This is a genomic window from Bacillus sp. FJAT-18017 (assembly GCF_001278805.1).
GTDB lineage: Bacteria > Bacillota > Bacilli > Bacillales > Cytobacillaceae > Bacillus_D.
The window spans coordinates 657,663-674,274 of record NZ_CP012602.1; the positions used below are offsets into that span (position 1 = coordinate 657,663).

Annotated in this window: 13 protein-coding genes and 1 pseudogene; 12 read left to right on the forward strand and 2 right to left on the reverse strand. The window is 35.1% G+C overall.

All coding sequences use genetic code 11. The features are described 5' to 3' along the window. Positions 1–380 precede the first annotated feature (380 nt). From AM500_RS25305 to AM500_RS03065, 6 genes are all read left to right on the forward strand, one after another. Positions 381–548 carry a hypothetical protein gene (locus tag AM500_RS25305; protein WP_156319735.1) on the forward strand — a complete coding sequence of 56 codons (168 nt, stop codon included), beginning with the start codon at positions 381–383 and terminating at the stop codon, positions 546–548. A 113-nt stretch (positions 549–661) separates the two neighbouring features. Beyond that, on the forward strand, positions 662–1,768 hold the full coding sequence (locus AM500_RS03045; protein WP_053597884.1) for a DUF3800 domain-containing protein: 1,107 nt from the start codon (positions 662–664) through the stop codon (positions 1,766–1,768). A gap of 527 nt (positions 1,769–2,295) precedes the next feature. Continuing rightward, a complete protein-coding gene (locus AM500_RS03050; RefSeq protein ID WP_053597885.1) occupies positions 2,296–3,498 on the forward strand; it encodes an IS110 family RNA-guided transposase in 1,203 nt (400 codons plus the stop codon). 215 nt (positions 3,499–3,713) lie between these two features. Further along, positions 3,714–4,655 (forward strand): DNA/RNA non-specific endonuclease, encoded by a 942-nt coding sequence (locus AM500_RS03055; protein WP_053597886.1) that lies wholly within the window; start codon positions 3,714–3,716, stop codon positions 4,653–4,655. Positions 4,656–5,024: 369 nt separating this feature from the next. Then, positions 5,025–6,257, forward strand: coding sequence for a YHYH domain-containing protein (locus AM500_RS03060; RefSeq protein ID WP_053597887.1), 1,233 nt, complete (start codon positions 5,025–5,027; stop codon positions 6,255–6,257). Between the two features lie 11 nt (positions 6,258–6,268). Continuing rightward, a complete protein-coding gene (locus AM500_RS03065; protein ID WP_053597888.1) occupies positions 6,269–6,934 on the forward strand; it encodes a PH domain-containing protein in 666 nt (221 codons plus the stop codon). Positions 6,935–7,292: 358 nt separating this feature from the next. Here the strand turns inward: AM500_RS03065 and AM500_RS03070 are convergent, their stop codons facing one another. Together AM500_RS03070 and AM500_RS03075 are read right to left on the reverse strand one after the other, a co-directional pair. Next, entirely contained in the window at positions 7,293–8,408 is a 1,116-nt protein-coding gene (locus AM500_RS03070) for an AAA family ATPase (protein WP_053597889.1), read from the reverse strand. After that, on the reverse strand, positions 8,401–9,231 hold the full coding sequence (locus tag AM500_RS03075) for a DUF6414 family protein (protein WP_053597890.1): 831 nt from the start codon (positions 9,229–9,231) through the stop codon (positions 8,401–8,403). Before AM500_RS03075 ends, AM500_RS03070 begins: the two co-directional genes overlap by 8 nt. A 466-nt stretch (positions 9,232–9,697) precedes the next feature. Here AM500_RS03075 and AM500_RS03080 point away from each other — a divergent pair, with 466 nt between their 5' ends. The 6 genes and pseudogenes from AM500_RS03080 to AM500_RS03105 all read left to right on the forward strand — a co-directional run bounded on the left by AM500_RS03080 (position 9,698) and on the right by AM500_RS03105 (position 16,510). Beyond that, positions 9,698–10,531, forward strand: coding sequence for a hypothetical protein (locus AM500_RS03080; RefSeq protein WP_053597891.1), 834 nt, complete (start codon positions 9,698–9,700; stop codon positions 10,529–10,531). A gap of 199 nt (positions 10,532–10,730) precedes the next feature. Continuing rightward, complete coding sequence (locus AM500_RS03085; protein WP_053597892.1) at positions 10,731–11,936, forward strand: HEPN domain-containing protein; 1,206 nt, start codon at positions 10,731–10,733, stop codon at positions 11,934–11,936. A gap of 304 nt (positions 11,937–12,240) precedes the next feature. Further along, positions 12,241–13,443: an IS110 family RNA-guided transposase gene (locus AM500_RS03090; RefSeq protein ID WP_053597893.1), complete on the forward strand. Its 1,203-nt coding sequence runs from the start codon at positions 12,241–12,243 to the stop codon at positions 13,441–13,443. 852 nt (positions 13,444–14,295) lie between these two features. Next, positions 14,296–14,730, forward strand: a complete 435-nt coding sequence (locus tag AM500_RS03095; RefSeq protein WP_053597894.1) for a DUF4304 domain-containing protein — start codon at positions 14,296–14,298, stop codon at positions 14,728–14,730. A gap of 605 nt (positions 14,731–15,335) precedes the next feature. Then, positions 15,336–15,521 carry a DUF2187 family protein gene (locus AM500_RS03100; RefSeq protein WP_053597895.1) on the forward strand — a complete coding sequence of 62 codons (186 nt, stop codon included), beginning with the start codon at positions 15,336–15,338 and terminating at the stop codon, positions 15,519–15,521. Positions 15,522–15,702: 181 nt separating this feature from the next. Continuing rightward, positions 15,703–16,510 (forward strand): annotated as a pseudogene (locus AM500_RS03105) (lipid II flippase Amj family protein). The last annotated feature ends 102 nt before the right edge of the window (positions 16,511–16,612 follow it).

Sequence of the window (16,612 nt, forward strand, 5' to 3'; positions counted from 1 at the left end):
TTTTCATTCCTGATTCAATCGTAAAATCAATACAAATTTAGGCTGGGTCCAATAGTGATTCAGTCTTTTTCTTTTGCTCATTATCAGTTCAATCCCTTGCCCGATAAGGGTTTCAACTGTCTTTGCAATCCATAAATTCACAGGATTTCCAATCTCTATTCAGTGTGTTTCCTAACTATAATCGCAAACTTGATATGTTTCTCGTCTTTTCTTATGATTCTTTTCTTCGTTATGGAACATCTATTTAACATTGGAAGAATATTTGATACAAGCCAAAATGGGGAAAGAAGGACGAAATCGGGTGCTTTGGGGGAAGAACTCTATAGCAGAAGAAAGAATAAAGAAGAGTCTTTGAACCATATGGTTTGAGGGGGAGTTGGGTGGGAACTGAACTTATACTGGGCAATATAGTAGTTACAAGAAAAGGAGAGTGCAGAAGAAAGGTGGAAGGGATATTGTTAAAAGATTTGGATGGTTCGTTATTTCTAATGATTTACAAAAAAGGGGTTAGTATAATAGACATAAAAATATTTCGTCACAGGAGGTAAAAGCAAACTTAGGTATTGAATTAAACGAAGTCGAACGGACGAATGAAGATAATTAAGATGAATATGTTGCTGATAATATATTTCTTGTACTAAAAATGAATGGGGAAGCCGAAATGGATTATTCTCACCTATATGATTTTATTGCCTCTGAAGGAGGCGTAACCAACATAGATAAAAAGTACATATTGTATTATGACGAAACTAATAATCCTCGTACTTTTAGATTGACAGATAATGGGTTTAACGTTAATGAACACGAATTCTTTATTCTAGGTGGAATTGGTTTTGAATCTGATAAGTCGGCTTCTGACGATGATATTGATGAGCTATTTTCTAAATTTCTATTACAGGGAAATGCAACTGAAGTTAAATTTAAGCACATTCGTGAAAATGCACAAGACTTTTTATCTTTGTTATCAAAACCAAGAGTAACTACTCTTATTGAGTGGCTATACGAAAAACAATACTTAATCCATTATTCTTATATTGATAATTTTTATTACACAATCGTTGATATAGTGGATTCAATGGAGGAGTCGTGGTACGGTGGGCCAGGTTTAAATAGAGAACTAAAAGATCACTTTTATTCATTGATTAAGGAATATCAAGATTGGTTTATAAGTTTGCTAATTGAAGTAGATTATCCCAACATCAAAAATCATAAAAAGTTTGTTGAGGAAATTGTTGATTGGATATGGTCTGTAAACATTGGTGATAATTTTTATGTTGAATATTTACGGCAATCACTAAAAAACTATAGAAACCGGCAGCTGGTATTTCTAGAAGATAACGAAGACAAGGTTGCAATAAGTGATTATTCATCTTTTTATGCTAACTTAATAGTCACTTATCCTAAGGCAGACCATATTTTTGATCACGAGTTGTCTGTTGAAGAACTTTTGAATGCTACTCCAATAGAGTTATCAGGACATAAGGTTATAAACTATAAATTTGTAGATTCAAAAGATGAACGCTTAGTGCAAGTGTCTGATTTGATTGTAGGTGTTTTGCGTTATTGGATGGCTTTTTTGGAGTCAGTTAATATACAAAATTTAAGTCAAAGATTAAATGAACTTTCAGAACTACAAAAAGTAAAAATGAAAAAATTTAAGGAAATTTTGCTTCATTCTCTTGATATAAGTACAGGATTTAAGCACGGCATTGGTAGTAATGAGTTTGAATTAAAGGTTAGCTTCTTTTTAGAATATGATTTTTTATAAGTTCTATAAAGATTTCAATTTGGGAAATCTTTTCGCTTCACCGAATTCATGAATATGCCAAAATGTAAGGTGGAAATGGCATTTCCTCCTGAATATCGTTTTAGCTTGGGTTCGTTTAACTATGCTATATGGGTGACTCCAAATAGAGATAGATTGGAGATAATTGCTGAGGGTCAGTCAAATTTATAAAACTACCGATAAAGGACTCGGAAATTTTATGTAATAATTACTGGAAAAGAACTTTAAGGAAAAAAAACAGTTCTTCAACAAACGGGTGCGTTCGTATTATAGAGTTAACCAGTTTTTACTGGTTGCTCTTTTTTTTATAGGACCTATTATTTCAGTAGCCAGGGTAGAACGTACGGGTGCGTGGGAGTCAGATCTCGTAACATAAACTGTTCGCCCCCTACTTGTAGAATGATGTTTGAGGCTGGTTGGGACATATGATCTCGTATAACAAGCGAAGCTATGGAACTACAGGAAGGTATAGGGGTTACTGGTGAGTACATCAAAGGGAGAGATAATTATTGAATCCAGTAGTTGGCCTAGATGTGGCCAAAGGGGAAAGTGAAGCTCAAGCATTTCTTGATAAGGACAAGCCATATGGAAAGAGCTTCAGGATACAACATATCAAGGAGGATTTAGATACTTTCATCTCTTTTTTGAAAGAGATAGAAAGAAAGACTGGCGTAAGACCAGCAGTAATTCTTGAATCTACAGGGCATTACCATACACCAATTATTCAATGTCTGGAGGAGAGTCAATATCTATATATCTTGGTAAACCCCATCATTTCTCATCAGGCCAAGAAAACCAGTCTTAGAAAGGTAAAGACGGATGCCGTTGATGCATATCAACTTTGTGTTTTGTATTACAAGGAAGAATTTGAGCCTTATAAGAAACGAGGACTAAGGCTACTAAATCTAAGAACACTATCAAGGCAATACGAAGCAGTTACGAACCTTTACATTCAGGCAAAACTTCAATTCCACACAATTCTTGACCAGGTATTTCCGGAATATAGGGGAGTCTTTGGAGATTTATTTTCAAAAGTCTCTCTTCAGGTTTTAAAGGAGTTTCCTACATCTGAAGATGTTCTGAGGACTGGTGAAGCAAAGATACTGGAGCGAATTGTGGGAATGCGTATAAAACGGTCTGAGGGTTGGGCCAGGGAGAGGGCAGCTAAATTAATAGCTTCGGCTGAGCGAAATCCTTTCCAACAAGGTGTGTATCAAAGTCAGTTGTTCAGTTTGGATATGTATATCTCTATGCTTCTTCAGTACCAAGAACACCTATCCAGTATAGAGGCAGAGATAGATGTCTTGGCAGAAGAAATTGAAGAATGTAAGATAATCCAATCAATTCCCGGAATAGGAGGAAAAATCGCGGCAACGATCATTTCCGAAATCGGAGAAATTGACCGGTTTAATCACCCTAAAAAACTTGTGGCTTACGCGGGAGTAGATCCAAGTGTCCATTCATCAGGTAAGTTCACAGCTACTATAAATCATATTACTAAACGAGGTTCAAGCCGATTACGGCACGCTTTGTATATGGCCGTTTTATGCGGTATAAGAAGCTCCAGGAACAAGAAGCTAAAAGAGTATTATGATCGGAAACGAAATGAAGGAAAGCCTTCAAGAGTAGCAATGATAGCCTGTGTAAACAAGCTTTTACACTGGATTTATGCAATCCTAAAAAGGAATGAGCAGTTCCTAGATATGGCTTAATCAACAAGAAAAAACAGCTAATGAAAAACCTTCCAAACGGTATTTGGAGGGTTATTTGGCGTGCCTTCAAAAGTATAACACGGAAGAACAAATATTTTAATAAGAAGTTCTTGACTCCTATTAGCTGGTTTAATCCAGGAAGGATTAACCGCCTTTTTTGTTGAATTCCTTATTGAACAAACGAGGCGGTTAATTGAGATGAGGAGACTACAAAAATGAAAAAGAAAATGAACAATTTATTCTTACTTTTAACGATCACCTTTATGGTTGGTTGTACAAACATAGAAGATATATCCAATACAGATGTAGAAACAGGTTCCCAAGAAGTAATCGCAGCCGAAAGAAATAAAAATAATGCAAAAGAAGAAACAGATACTACGGTTTCGGAGGAAACGCCAACCCAACCAATTAATGAACTGTTCTCAGGCTACAAACATATTGAAGTTGATGGCGGTGATTTGTCTGGGCATCGTGAACCAAACATCGTCGTTGACATTGGTTATGGGGACCGTAAATATTGGGCATTTACTAATGAATACGGGCAACTAGTACGTGTCATTGCTGAAGAAATCATCCTTCAGGATGACAGTAACGAACCTGTATTATCGTCTGGCAGATACTATTCTGATGAGGCAAAGGTTCCGGGTGTTGAAAGTGACGCTTTAGATGAAGGACATATCATTGCTGATTCTCTCGGAGGGGTATCAAATGCTTATAATATTACTCCACAGGATAGCATACTCAATCGACACGGCGATCAAGCTTATATGGAAGATTCAATCAGGAGAGCAGGTGGTGCTACTGACTTTGAAGCAATTATCACGTATCCAAATACAAAAACACAGATCCCATCGAGCTATCAATATACTTATACGATAATGGGCAACAAGATCGTTCATACATTTGACAACGTGAACCCTGACGAAGTAAACGAATCACTCGGTTTAACAGACACTGAACCAGTTGAATCAACTGAACCTGTCGAATCAATAGGATCAAAGGCAAACGGTGAGATTTCTAGCGTTGATACAAACGGCAATGGACAAGTGACGATCAAAGAAGCAAAGGCAGCGGGTTTTAAGATGCCAATAACGAGTGATCATTGGTTATACCCATATATGGACGATCGTGATAATGACGGTTTGGTAGGTGAGTAAGCCCGTAGAGCTTTGAGGCAAAACAAATAAACGAAAGAACGTTTTCCTCCTTGGTATTGGTTTTGTGGACCAAATTGCTATGCCGGCGATTTGGTCCTTTCTTTTTGTAAGACATATATAAACATTATTGCTTTGAAGGAATTACGGACATTTCCACGGCCTTGTCAGGATTACTACAATTCTACGTTACTAGTCAACTAGTATAAAAATTATTAGAATAAAATTTTCCCTTATTACACCATCCCTTTCCAATATTTTTTATTCAATAAAAATTTCCAAATCCTTTTAAAAAATGGGTTTTCTTAGAAAATATGCTGTTATAATGGTTTTGAAAACAAAATATATGAAGATGTTATAAGGGGGAGGATTATGAAGAAGTACTTTTTAGTATTTATTTGTTCGTGGCTGGTCTTTACCTCAATGAATTTAACTGTTCAGGCACATTCAGGAAGGACCGATTCTAGTGGGGGACATAATTGCAGCGATAAATCAAAGTCAAAAGGACTTTGCAGCGGGTATCACTATCATAACGGCGGAGGAGATAGCTCAGGCAGTACATCAAGCGGACCGTCTTCATCGACTACATCTTCCAGTGATAAGGACTGTGGAGATTTTGCTTCATACGATGAGGTAGTTGCATACTGGAATAAGAAAGGCTATTCAGCTACATATGATCCGGAAAATTTAGATGGATGGGGGAACGGGAACGTTGATGACGGAATCCCCTGTGAGCCACCTGGCGGGTATGATTATACGAAAATAAACAACAGCCCAGAACAGGTGGCCATGATAACCGCTAACAATGACAGGCAAAAAGGCGAAAACGCTGGTTACCCTATAGGCATGGATGACGGGCAAAAGGACGTAGCCTCTAACCCAGCAATTTCAAAAGGGTCCGATGCGTATAAAGAGGGATATAAAACGGGCTATGAAAAAGGGTACAGTGCTGGTCAGGTAAAATACAAGACAAAAGAAGAAGCAGCAACGAAAGCAGGGATTGCTCTTGGACAGAAACAGGATAAGCTGGTCATCCCTAAAACATACACAGCGATTGCAGGTTTAAAAAAGGCATTCGAAGAAGGGTTCAAAAAGGCTGTCGCCGAACGAGACGCAGCAAAACAGAAGGAATATGAAAAGATTGGCTTTGATGATGGTAAGAAAGATGCCCTGAATGAACCAAAGAACGTAAAGGAAAGCTATCTTGCGGCGTACAAGACTGGATATAAAAATGGCCAGGAAGAATTAAAAAAGGAATTCTGGCAACAAGGTTATGATGCTGCTTTTACTATGTTGTCCTATAAAGACCCTGAGCTTAATCAAGAAAAATATAAAGGCTGGTATAAAGAAGGGTTTCAAGCAAATAAAGAAATTAAGAAAATAGAAAAAGCAGGATATGAATCCGGACTGGCCGGAGAAGGATATAGCATTCAAAAAAAACACAAAAATGCCGAAGTGATTTATAAGCACTACTATAAAAAAGGTTTAAAGGAATTTGAAGAACAGAATAGGGAGACAAACCAACAGATGGCCGGAGGGCTGGGAATGATTTTCTTTGGCTGGCTTGCCCGTAGGTTTTATGTAGCAAGAAAAATGATCTCTTAGGGGGTATTAGAATGGGAGTGTACAGGACGGTTTGTTATAAAGTAGAAGATGTTTTCGTTAAGTTCTTGGCTCGGAATAAGGATCAAGCCATCATTCAAACAAAAGTAGCCACTTACCGAAACCAAAAAGAATTGAAAGATCAGGAACGAAAAGCAGAAAAAGATAAGCAGCTCGCTGAGGAAAGGCAAATCCAACAGCAAAAGAGGGAAGCAGAGGTAAAACGGCGAAGAGAGTTGGAAGAAAAGGAACGGAGAGAAATTGAAGCACTCTTATCTAGAGTTATGCAGCAAGGATATTCCCAATATGAATACAATGAAATTTCACGGAATAAGCAGTTTTTTTCCGCTTTAACACAACGGGTATTCGAGTCGAATGAAAAGGCCTTAGCGTTTATCTATTGTGAATATGACAAATCAAGCAAAAAGGAAATAAAAGGATATCTTATCCCAACTAATAAACGTGTCCTGTTTCTAACAAGGGACTTAACATTCATGGATAAGTTTCGCTATCAAACGGTTATCAATGTGAATTGGTTTAAGGACGGATTATTGGAAAGGGGCCTTAAAATCCAATATGGAAAAAGAAGACTTGAATTTGATGAAATGTTTGATCAAGCCCAGATGGAACGAGTGGGTAACATCATTTTAAATCATGCAACGCATAAAGTGTATATGTAGAACTTTTTATAACAAAGAAAAAAAGAGTATAGAAGAAAAGATTTAAAAACGCCGTTATGCGGCGTTTTTATCTTTGTGGGGGCAGCATTCCTGTAATAAATCAAGTATGTGAAAAAGTGATCTTAAACAAACGGGTGCTTTCCTAAAATAAGATTATACAAAGAAGGCTTAGAGTTGAAAACTCTAGCCTTCTTGACTATGAAAATATATGCTGATTTGTTGTGAAGTTTTATGACATTTGCCGTGTGATTAGGGGCTGTAATTTATACTTTATACCCCACAAGTAGACCGGTATTATCTACGAAGGAATAAAGGTATTTAATTGCATCGTTAAAGATAACAAATAAGGTAGCAAGGCTCAAAGATTCATTTTGTGTGAAACAATTTTAGAAGAAATTCTGCTTTTTACATAATTTTTTATGTTTCTTACATTTGTCATTTCAGACACTTCTTGTTTTAAGGCAAATAGAGTTTGATTTTCATCCAAAATTCTTTTCTCCTGGTTATCAAGAAGCGTTTGATAAATCCCAATATATTCTCTTTCAACAATTCTAGTTTTGGCACCTTCGTCTAGGTCTGTATACTGAATAAATCCATCAAATCGAGAATAAATGGCCTCTCCTAAATGAACAAAGATTTCTCTTTCAGTTTGAAAGTTCGTTGTACATATAATAATGGCCTTTTCTAAATTCACCCTATAATTTTTATCAACAAAAATACCCTCATCAAACATTTGATAGAAAGCACTATAAAGAAGGGGAGGGCATTTATCGAATTCATCAAGTAACACGACATTAGATTCTCGTTTCAGGAGATCCAAAGCAAGAGAACTTTTGTGAATATTATCTCCAAATAAATAGGATGCAAAATCGCTGGTTTGATGCATAGATAATTGTGTTCTAAATAGACCGTTATTTCTTGATATAATGCTTTTAACAAACTTAGCTGTTTCTGTTTTACCTACACCAGCCGGTCCATATAACAGAAGTACAACTGGTTTTTTGTATTTTGGTTTGGTTAAAGGGTAGAGATAAACCAATAGTCTTTTTAATACATCAGGCTGTCCAATGATAACATCATTGTACTTTTCTTTAATCATCTCCAAATGCTTATATTTGAACGAAGTATATTTAAATTGGGATACTTTAATTTGTTCCTTCTTAAAGAGCTGCTTAGTAAGTTTTTCAATATTATTAGGTGGGTTATGGAAAACAACGTTTGAAAACTTATCTGCAAGAATCCAAACCTTGATAAGAGCCGGTAATGCATCAACATATCCGTCATTTAATAAGGCGAATTCTTCAGCCCTGCATATCAGCACCTTTCTGCTATCGAAGTCTCTATGCCCTTCACCATTTTCCTTTAGTACATCCAATAATTCTCCTAACGTAACAGGTCTTTCATTTGTATGTTCTCTTGTAATTCGTTCAAGAAACTTTTCTGGTCCTTTAACTATATGAATGATTTCACTCACTTGCATCCACTCCGGCCAACAAAATATCGATAATTTCTACCTCATTTGGTGTTTTCAGCTCGGAGTTTAAGGCATCCCCAGCTAAGCGAATCTTTTGCTGTTCAGGTTGTATAACATTAAACTCCTGTAAATCTTTTAGTTCTTCTAGAGCGCACTTTCCAACTGGAATGCCGTATAAAGTAAGCTGCATCCTTTGAAAGTCAATTAACTGGTAATTATTTCGTAATCCTTTAAGGTTAAATCTCACAATCTTTTTCTCTTTACCATTTGAAGCTATCATCTCATAGTAGCCTTTTGCATTCTCCAATATGTTGTCTAAATTAGATACATCAAGTGTCGATACATCCACATCCCCAATATCGGAGGCTGAGTTTTTACTTCGACTTTCACCATTAATAACCTGAATCGTTTGTATCTGGGAAGCAAACAATCTCAAAAAGGGAGTAAACGTTTTTAGAGATGTTAAGGATTCTGGCGGGATGTTTAATTTGAAATCTTTTAACTCTAATAAATTGGAAGGTGAATCAATTGATGCAGTAATCTTCTTGAAGGTTGTGAGAATGGTGCCTGAAATCATTTTCTGATGAAGGTATTGATTTGAATCGTCAGTTTTCCCTTCTGCTCTGCCTTTAAATTTGCCGGCAACTAAATCTAGTATCTCCATCCATTTGGGTAGGCCTATTTGAACAGTTGCTTGAGCACTAGCGGATGTATTGGCTTCTTCTTTAATAATTTCAGATTCAGTTTCTTCTATTCTACCCTCATAGTATTGATCTATATAGTCTAAGGCTGAACCTTCATCAAAATATACTACTTTCAGCATAAGGCTTCCTCCTTCAGGATTTGTACGAGTTTTCGTCTCATACCATTATACATTTTATAAAGTTAAATCATCTATAAAGTCTTTCTTACTAAGAATTTCATCTATTAGTAAGTAATTTAGACAGTAACCCAGTCTCAAGTAATCTCTATCAAAATAATTATTATTTTATCTAGGGTATCAGAATTATAAAAAGGTTTTGTGGTAATTATTAATAAGCAACAATATAGTTGGGGTTATTGAGGCCATACCTGGAATGAGTACAGTAAAAAATCCAAATTCAAATGCTGTGAAAGGGTATAACAGGTGCGTTGATCCAGGAAGGATTAACCGCCTTTTTTGTTGAATTCCTTATTGAACAAACGGGGCAGGATAGTTTAAAAAGAGAGTGCATCTTGATGCCTAATAGGATTAGATTTACAATTTGTAAGGTAGGTAAATTTATCCGTATAAAAGTAGGTGGGTCAATATGAAAAAGTTACATAATAGGCGTTTAATAAGAAGTAATTTTTTAAGTAAACGTAGAAAAAACAGAAGAGAAAATATTATCGCTAATGAAGGTACACAAAAAAAAGAGTTAGTATGGAGAAAAATGGAGATAAAATTTTCTTTGTTTGCATTAATTATTTCACTGCTAACGTTTTCTTGGACTATATACCAAGATTATAAAAATAATCAAGAGGAAATAGTTATTAACTCATTTACCTCTACATTGGATAATAACGTGTCTCTTAATAAAATTGAATTACCAAAAAGTCCATATATAGTAACAATGAGAGTTGGTATCTTACTAACTAATACTAATGAAAAAACAGTAACATTAACTAATTATAAATTGGAACAAATTGGTGAAACTAATCTCGATATAGATTTTAAATACCCAACTTTTTATTCCGGAATGGATCAAGGATTTAGTGATGAAAATGGTACTAGTCAAGACCTACCCTTTATTCTTAAAAAGGGAGAGAGCAAACTTGTATATATTAACACAGGGATATTAATTAATAATAATGTATTTGAAAAAATCAATAAGGTTTATAAGATAGAAAATGGAATAGATATTCCAGAAAATATAGAATTAACCAATAGAGAGCTATCATATTACTTAGTAAAAGCCCAAACTGATTTATATGGCAATAAAATAGAGGGTGATACTTATAAAAGCGATGAGGGGGAAAAATTTTTTCATCATGTAATAGACATAGATAAAAGTGATTTTCCTATTTTTTCTATTACTTTTAAGTCTGTGAACGGTACATACTTTGAACATATTTTCTATGAATACAAACATGAGAATTTTTAAACACTTCTTTTCTAACAGGAGTCTTAATCCGAGGAGTATTTACAATTTTTGGTTGTCTCATTGAACTAAAGGGTGCTTTACTTTAAAGAGCTAATGCCTTCTTTTCGCTTATATTAATTTAATTTTGGATATATGTGTTAAAAAAGAACAGAATATATTTCTGACTGTACGTGTATTTATAACTTTAAGGAGGTTGAAGATGAATCTTAGCTTTTTAAAACAAGATATAGTTAAAATTTGCAAAGAGTTAAACGAATTAGGAGAAGTAAGTTTTAAACATTCAATTCAATATGATGGTGTTTATATCCCTAAAGTATTTTTTAATAATGCTACTTATCAAAGTACCCTTGAAAAACTTATGAAAAATGAAGAGCTTAGTAAACTATTATCTAATACTATGATCGTAGGAACTTTCAATAAGCTAATTAAAAAACAGCTAAATAACAGCAGTATACCTTTAACTGAAACTGTAAAAGAATTTGACAAGCTGTTAGATAATATTAAAACTTATAAAGTTTATGTGCCTTTAAAGGGAATAGAGTTGTTTCCTGATAATTTGAAGATTTCAGAAAAGGTAAAAATTATAAAACTTGATAACCAAAATATTAACGAATACCTCCCCTATTTAGATCAGGATGATGATATTAATTTATTATTACCTACAGCTTTAGAGTTGGAAATTTCTACAGCGGATTTTGAAAAAGCTATGGAACTATCTATTGATATTGGTAAGTACGTCGTTAATTTTTTAAGATTGGTAGATTACAATTGTTGGGATGAAGAAAACCTCTCTGTTAGGCTTCCAGGATATGGATCAATTAAAGAGGGGCTACGTGTTTATACAGTAGATAGTGAAAAAAGAAATGCAACTCTGTCTGTGCAAAATAAAAATGGCGATAATGAATTTCTTGAACTAGATAAAACTACTTTAGAGGATATGGATAGACTTGGAAGTAATATGTTTGGAAAACTTATTGACAATTACTTGGAATTTCAATTATTGGACTTAGAGCAATCCATATTACGTTCTATTATTTGGTTTGGTGAATCTAAAGTTGAAGTAGATAATGTCGCTAGATTTATTAAATTAATGCTTTCAATTGAGTGCCTATTTAATACAAATAATTCTGATCCAATAACAGCTACTTTAAGAGATCGTATGGCATTCACATTGGCGAATACAAAGGAAGAAAGAATGGATATTGCCAAAAAAATGAATGATTTGTACAGTCTACGTTCAAAAATTGTACACCACGGTAATTCAAGGATAAAGTTATTGGATCTATTAAATTTAGAAAACTTAGCTGCTGATGCGATTGTTCAATTTCTAACGAATGAAAAATTATTAGAAATAAAAACTAAAAAAGAATTACAACAATATTTCGAGGAATTAAAATATACTTAATTCCATAGGTAACTTGAGTGGTATTAGAGTGTATTGATTTTTCACTAACGGGTGCTTTCGTATTATAGAGTTAACCAGTTTTTACTGGTTGCTCTTTTTTTTATAGGACCTATTATTTCAGTAGCCAGGGTAGAACGTACGGGTGCGTGGGAGTCAGATCTCGTAACATAAACTGTTCGCCCCCTACTTGTAGAATGATGTTTGAGGCTGGTTGGGACATATGATCTCGTATAACAAGCGAAGCTATGGAACTACAGGAAGGTATAGGGGTTACTGGTGAGTACATCAAAGGGAGAGATAATTATTGAATCCAGTAGTTGGCCTAGATGTGGCCAAAGGGGAAAGTGAAGCTCAGGCATTTCTAGATAAGGACAAGCCATATGGAAAGAGCTTCAGGATACAACATATCAAGGAGGATTTAGATACTTTCATCTCTTTTTTGAAAGAGATAGAAAGAAAGACTGGCGTAAGACCAGCAGTAATTCTTGAATCTACAGGGCATTACCATACACCAATTATTCAATGTCTGGAGGAGAGTCAATATCTATATATCTTGGTAAACCCCATCATTTCTCATCAGGCCAAGAAAACCAGTCTTAGAAAGGTAAAGACGGATGCCGTTGATGCATATCAACTTTGTGTTTTGTATTACAAGGAAGAATTTGAGCCTTATAAGAAACGAGGACTAAGGCTACTAAATCTAAGAACACTATCAAGGCAATACGAAGCAGTTACGAACCTTTACATTCAGGCAAAACTTCAATTCCACACAATTCTTGACCAGGTATTTCCGGAATATAGGGGAGTCTTTGGAGATTTATTTTCAAAAGTCTCTCTTCAGGTTTTAAAGGAGTTTCCTACATCTGAAGATGTTCTGAGGACTGGTGAAGCAAAGATACTGGAGCGAATTGTGGGAATGCGTATAAAACGGTCTGAGGGTTGGGCCAGGGAGAGGGCAGCTAAATTAATAGCTTCGGCTGAGCGAAATCCTTTCCAACAAGGTGTGTATCAAAGTCAGTTGTTCAGTTTGGATATGTATATCTCTATGCTTCTTCAGTACCAAAAACACCTATCCAGTATAGAGGCAGAGATAGATGTCTTGGCAGAAGAAATTGAAGAATGCAAGATAATCCAATCAATTCCCGGAATAGGAGGAAAAATCGCGGCAACGATCATTTCCGAAATCGGAGAAATTGACCGGTTTAATCACCCTAAAAAACTTGTGGCTTACGCGGGAGTAGATCCAAGTGTCCATTCATCAGGTAAGTTCACAGCTACTATAAATCATATTACTAAACGAGGTTCAAGCCGATTACGGCACGCTTTGTATATGGCCGTTTTATGCGGTATAAGAAGCTCCAGGAACAAGAAGCTAAAAGAGTATTATGATCGGAAACGAAATGAAGGAAAGCCTTCAAGAGTAGCAATGATAGCCTGTGTAAACAAGCTTTTACACTGGATTTATGCAATCCTAAAAAGGAATGAGCAGTTCCTAGATATGGCTTAATCAACAAGAAAAAACAGCTAATGAAAAACCTTCCAAACGGTATTTGGAGGGTTATTTGGCGTGCCTTCAAAAGTATAACACGGAAGAACAAATATTTTAATAAGAAGTTCTTGACTCCTATTAGCTGGTTTACTTCAAGAATCGGGGCAGGTTAGCTTAACAAGGTTTGGTTAAAAAAGTGGTTTAATCGATATGTAATTAGGGTAATAACCATTGAATAAAAATGGTTGACCACTAACATTGAACATCAATGGGGAGGTAGCACTTTGGCTTACTTGTTGGGAAATCTAAAAGCATCTTTAGAGCAAACCAAAGAACGTTTAAATCTTCTCAACGAACGTGGTGTTTAAGCATTAAACATTCTTTATCCAGGACTAAATTATGGTGGAATGCTTTATTATCAGCTTTTAGAATCTTTACCTAAAGAAATCGAACAATTAGAGAAGAGAATTAAGGGAATCGAAAATAAAGAAGTAAAAACCAACCAGCTATCCAATGCCATATAAAGTATGGAAATTAAACTAACAGTGCTTTGATCCAAAGAGGGTTAAGGCACTTTTTTGTTGAATTAAAGAACATACGGGGCAGGTGAATTAAACAATATTGTTTAAACCTTGAATCTAAAAACCCCTACTAACGGTATTTGGGAAGGCCGTTAGAGGGGCAAAAAATAGCCCTCAGGGGGGCTATAAAGATAATAAACAATTAGGCTAAAGTTTGCAGCGATAAAAGACACTGTTGTTAGTAAAGAGTTACTTTCTTATAGAACAAACGGGGCAGTAATGTTGAAGAAGGAAAAGAAAACTTACCATAGAATATATGTACCTAAAGAACAAAGAGGAGATAATTCCAATGGACACTACGGAATTTAAAGAGATAGTGGATAAAATCGTTGTCTCTAACGGATTGGTAAAAAGAAGAAAATTTTATTATTTAGAGAGTGAAGATTTAACGGTTGTACTTGGTTTACAAAAATCAAGCTATTCTTCAAGCTATTACTTTAATTTGGGATATGTAATTAATATCTTAAATGATACACATTACCCTAAATATACTGACGGAAATGTGCGGCTAAGATTTGATTTCGAAATAGATGGGAAAACCACTGACATTGTTGATATACAGGATGTGTTAAAAGACCAATTTATTAGTGAATTGGTGAGAAACATCAATCACTATGTATCTTCAATAACAGGCATTGAGGCTTTAAAAAATCTTATCTTAAAAGAACCTGTTCTATTATACCAAACTACGCTTGCTACAAAACAATACCTTAAAATTGAATAATTCTTATTGAACAAACGGGGCAGGTTACTGTAAGAAGGTAGGTGGTGAAATGGAATACTGGGAATTAACTGAAAACCCTGCGGATGAAGTTTACAGGAAACTAATAAAAGTTCTGTGTGGTAATTCAGATAATTTCTATTTTGTGACTAGGAAAGAATTTAAATACAATTAGGAAATTCTTGTACAGTTTGAACCCTATATCATAGAAAGTTATAGAACAAAAAAATGGGCAAATACCATAACAAAAGGTCCAGCAGCAACGGTTTATGTAATTGAGTCAAATAAAGAAACGTGTAAACTATTACAACAATTTGCAAATACTTTATATGGTTGGGTAGCTCCGAAGTTACCTGAAGATTTAACATTTATAAAAAATGATTTTGCATGGTTTTCCTGTACAACCCACGAAGGATTTGGAAGTTTTTCAATTCGTTCCGCTTATTACAGGAATTTAATTGGTGAGATTCACGGCTTAAAAATACAAAAAGTAGAATAGTTCTTGTTGTGGTAAAGGGTGCTTTCCTTTAAGCAATAAATACAGCTTGTATCTTAATTGTTCCTGTTTTTTTATCTTTGCTGAAAATAATAAGTTCGGGGGTGATAAAATGGCAACTGCTAAAATCGGGGACAATATTTTATTTAAGCGTGATGGGGAAAGGTATGAAGGAACTGTTACGGTTGTAAGAGAAAATTCTGTTATTGTTGAGTATGGATACAACAAGGAAAAAGATGAACCTATTACAACCATAGTCAATCATAAAAATTATAAAATTAAGAATGCAACTTTGTGAACAATTGACTTAAAGTTACGGGTGCGTTGATCCAAGAAGGATTAAGGCACCTTTTTGTTGAACTCTTTATTAAACAAACGGGGCAGGTTAGTTCAACAAGAGTGTTTATGTAAATTAGTTCCAAACATAAAAAATTCATTTATAATACAGATAATACCAGTTAAAACAAGGGGTCTTATAGATGGAACTGATCACAAACAAAGTCATATTAATATCTGTATTCTTATTGGTCGTAACGGCGATAGAAACGTTAGCATATTCAACGAGAATTTCAGGGGCAAGGGTGAAGTTAATTGCTACTGCCTTGTCTTTATTCAGTACGTTAGTGATTATCTCAAGGTTTTCAACAATGATACAGCAACCCTTGACAGCTAAACTCATCGCAGAAGCTCCTGATACAAATAAACTCCAATTCATTGAAGAACAATACAGAATTTTAATCGGTGTCACTACCATAGGTGTTTTACTTGGAATCGTTTTGTTCCCCACTTTTATCAATATTTTCTCAAGAGCAATTGTTCAGCTGTCCAAAGAGCGTGGTTCATTAGTTTCGCTTTTTGCTAAACAATCCAATTTATCTGGTTTAAAAAAGGTTATTAAATGTGCCAGGATTCCAAGATGGTCATACCTTGAAGGAATAACTTTCAAGACCATTCCTAAACGTCTTTTTATAATTAATGTTATTATTTCTGCTGTGTTTACCACAGGTGTTCTTTCCTCAATATATGCTTCAATGTTAGTCCCAAGGGATTATGCCCAGGCTGCATTGATGTCCTCTGGAATAATAAATGGAATTGCGACTATTCTTCTGACCTTATTTGTAGATCCGAAAGCCTCCGTTCTGGCTGACAGGGTGGTTAATAACCAAAGCCAATATATCTATTTGTTCTTTGACAATGGTTAGCTCCAAATTGGTGGGAACAATCGCCGCCCAGTTAATATTTATTCCAGCTGCGTACTATGTAGCTTGGTTCGCTAAGTGGATTTAGGTTTATTAAACAAACGGGGCAGAATACTTCTGATATGTGTTTAATATAAAAATGGATGTTTCATTGTTCAACCTCAGAAGGGAGACCTTGGTTACGTTGGAA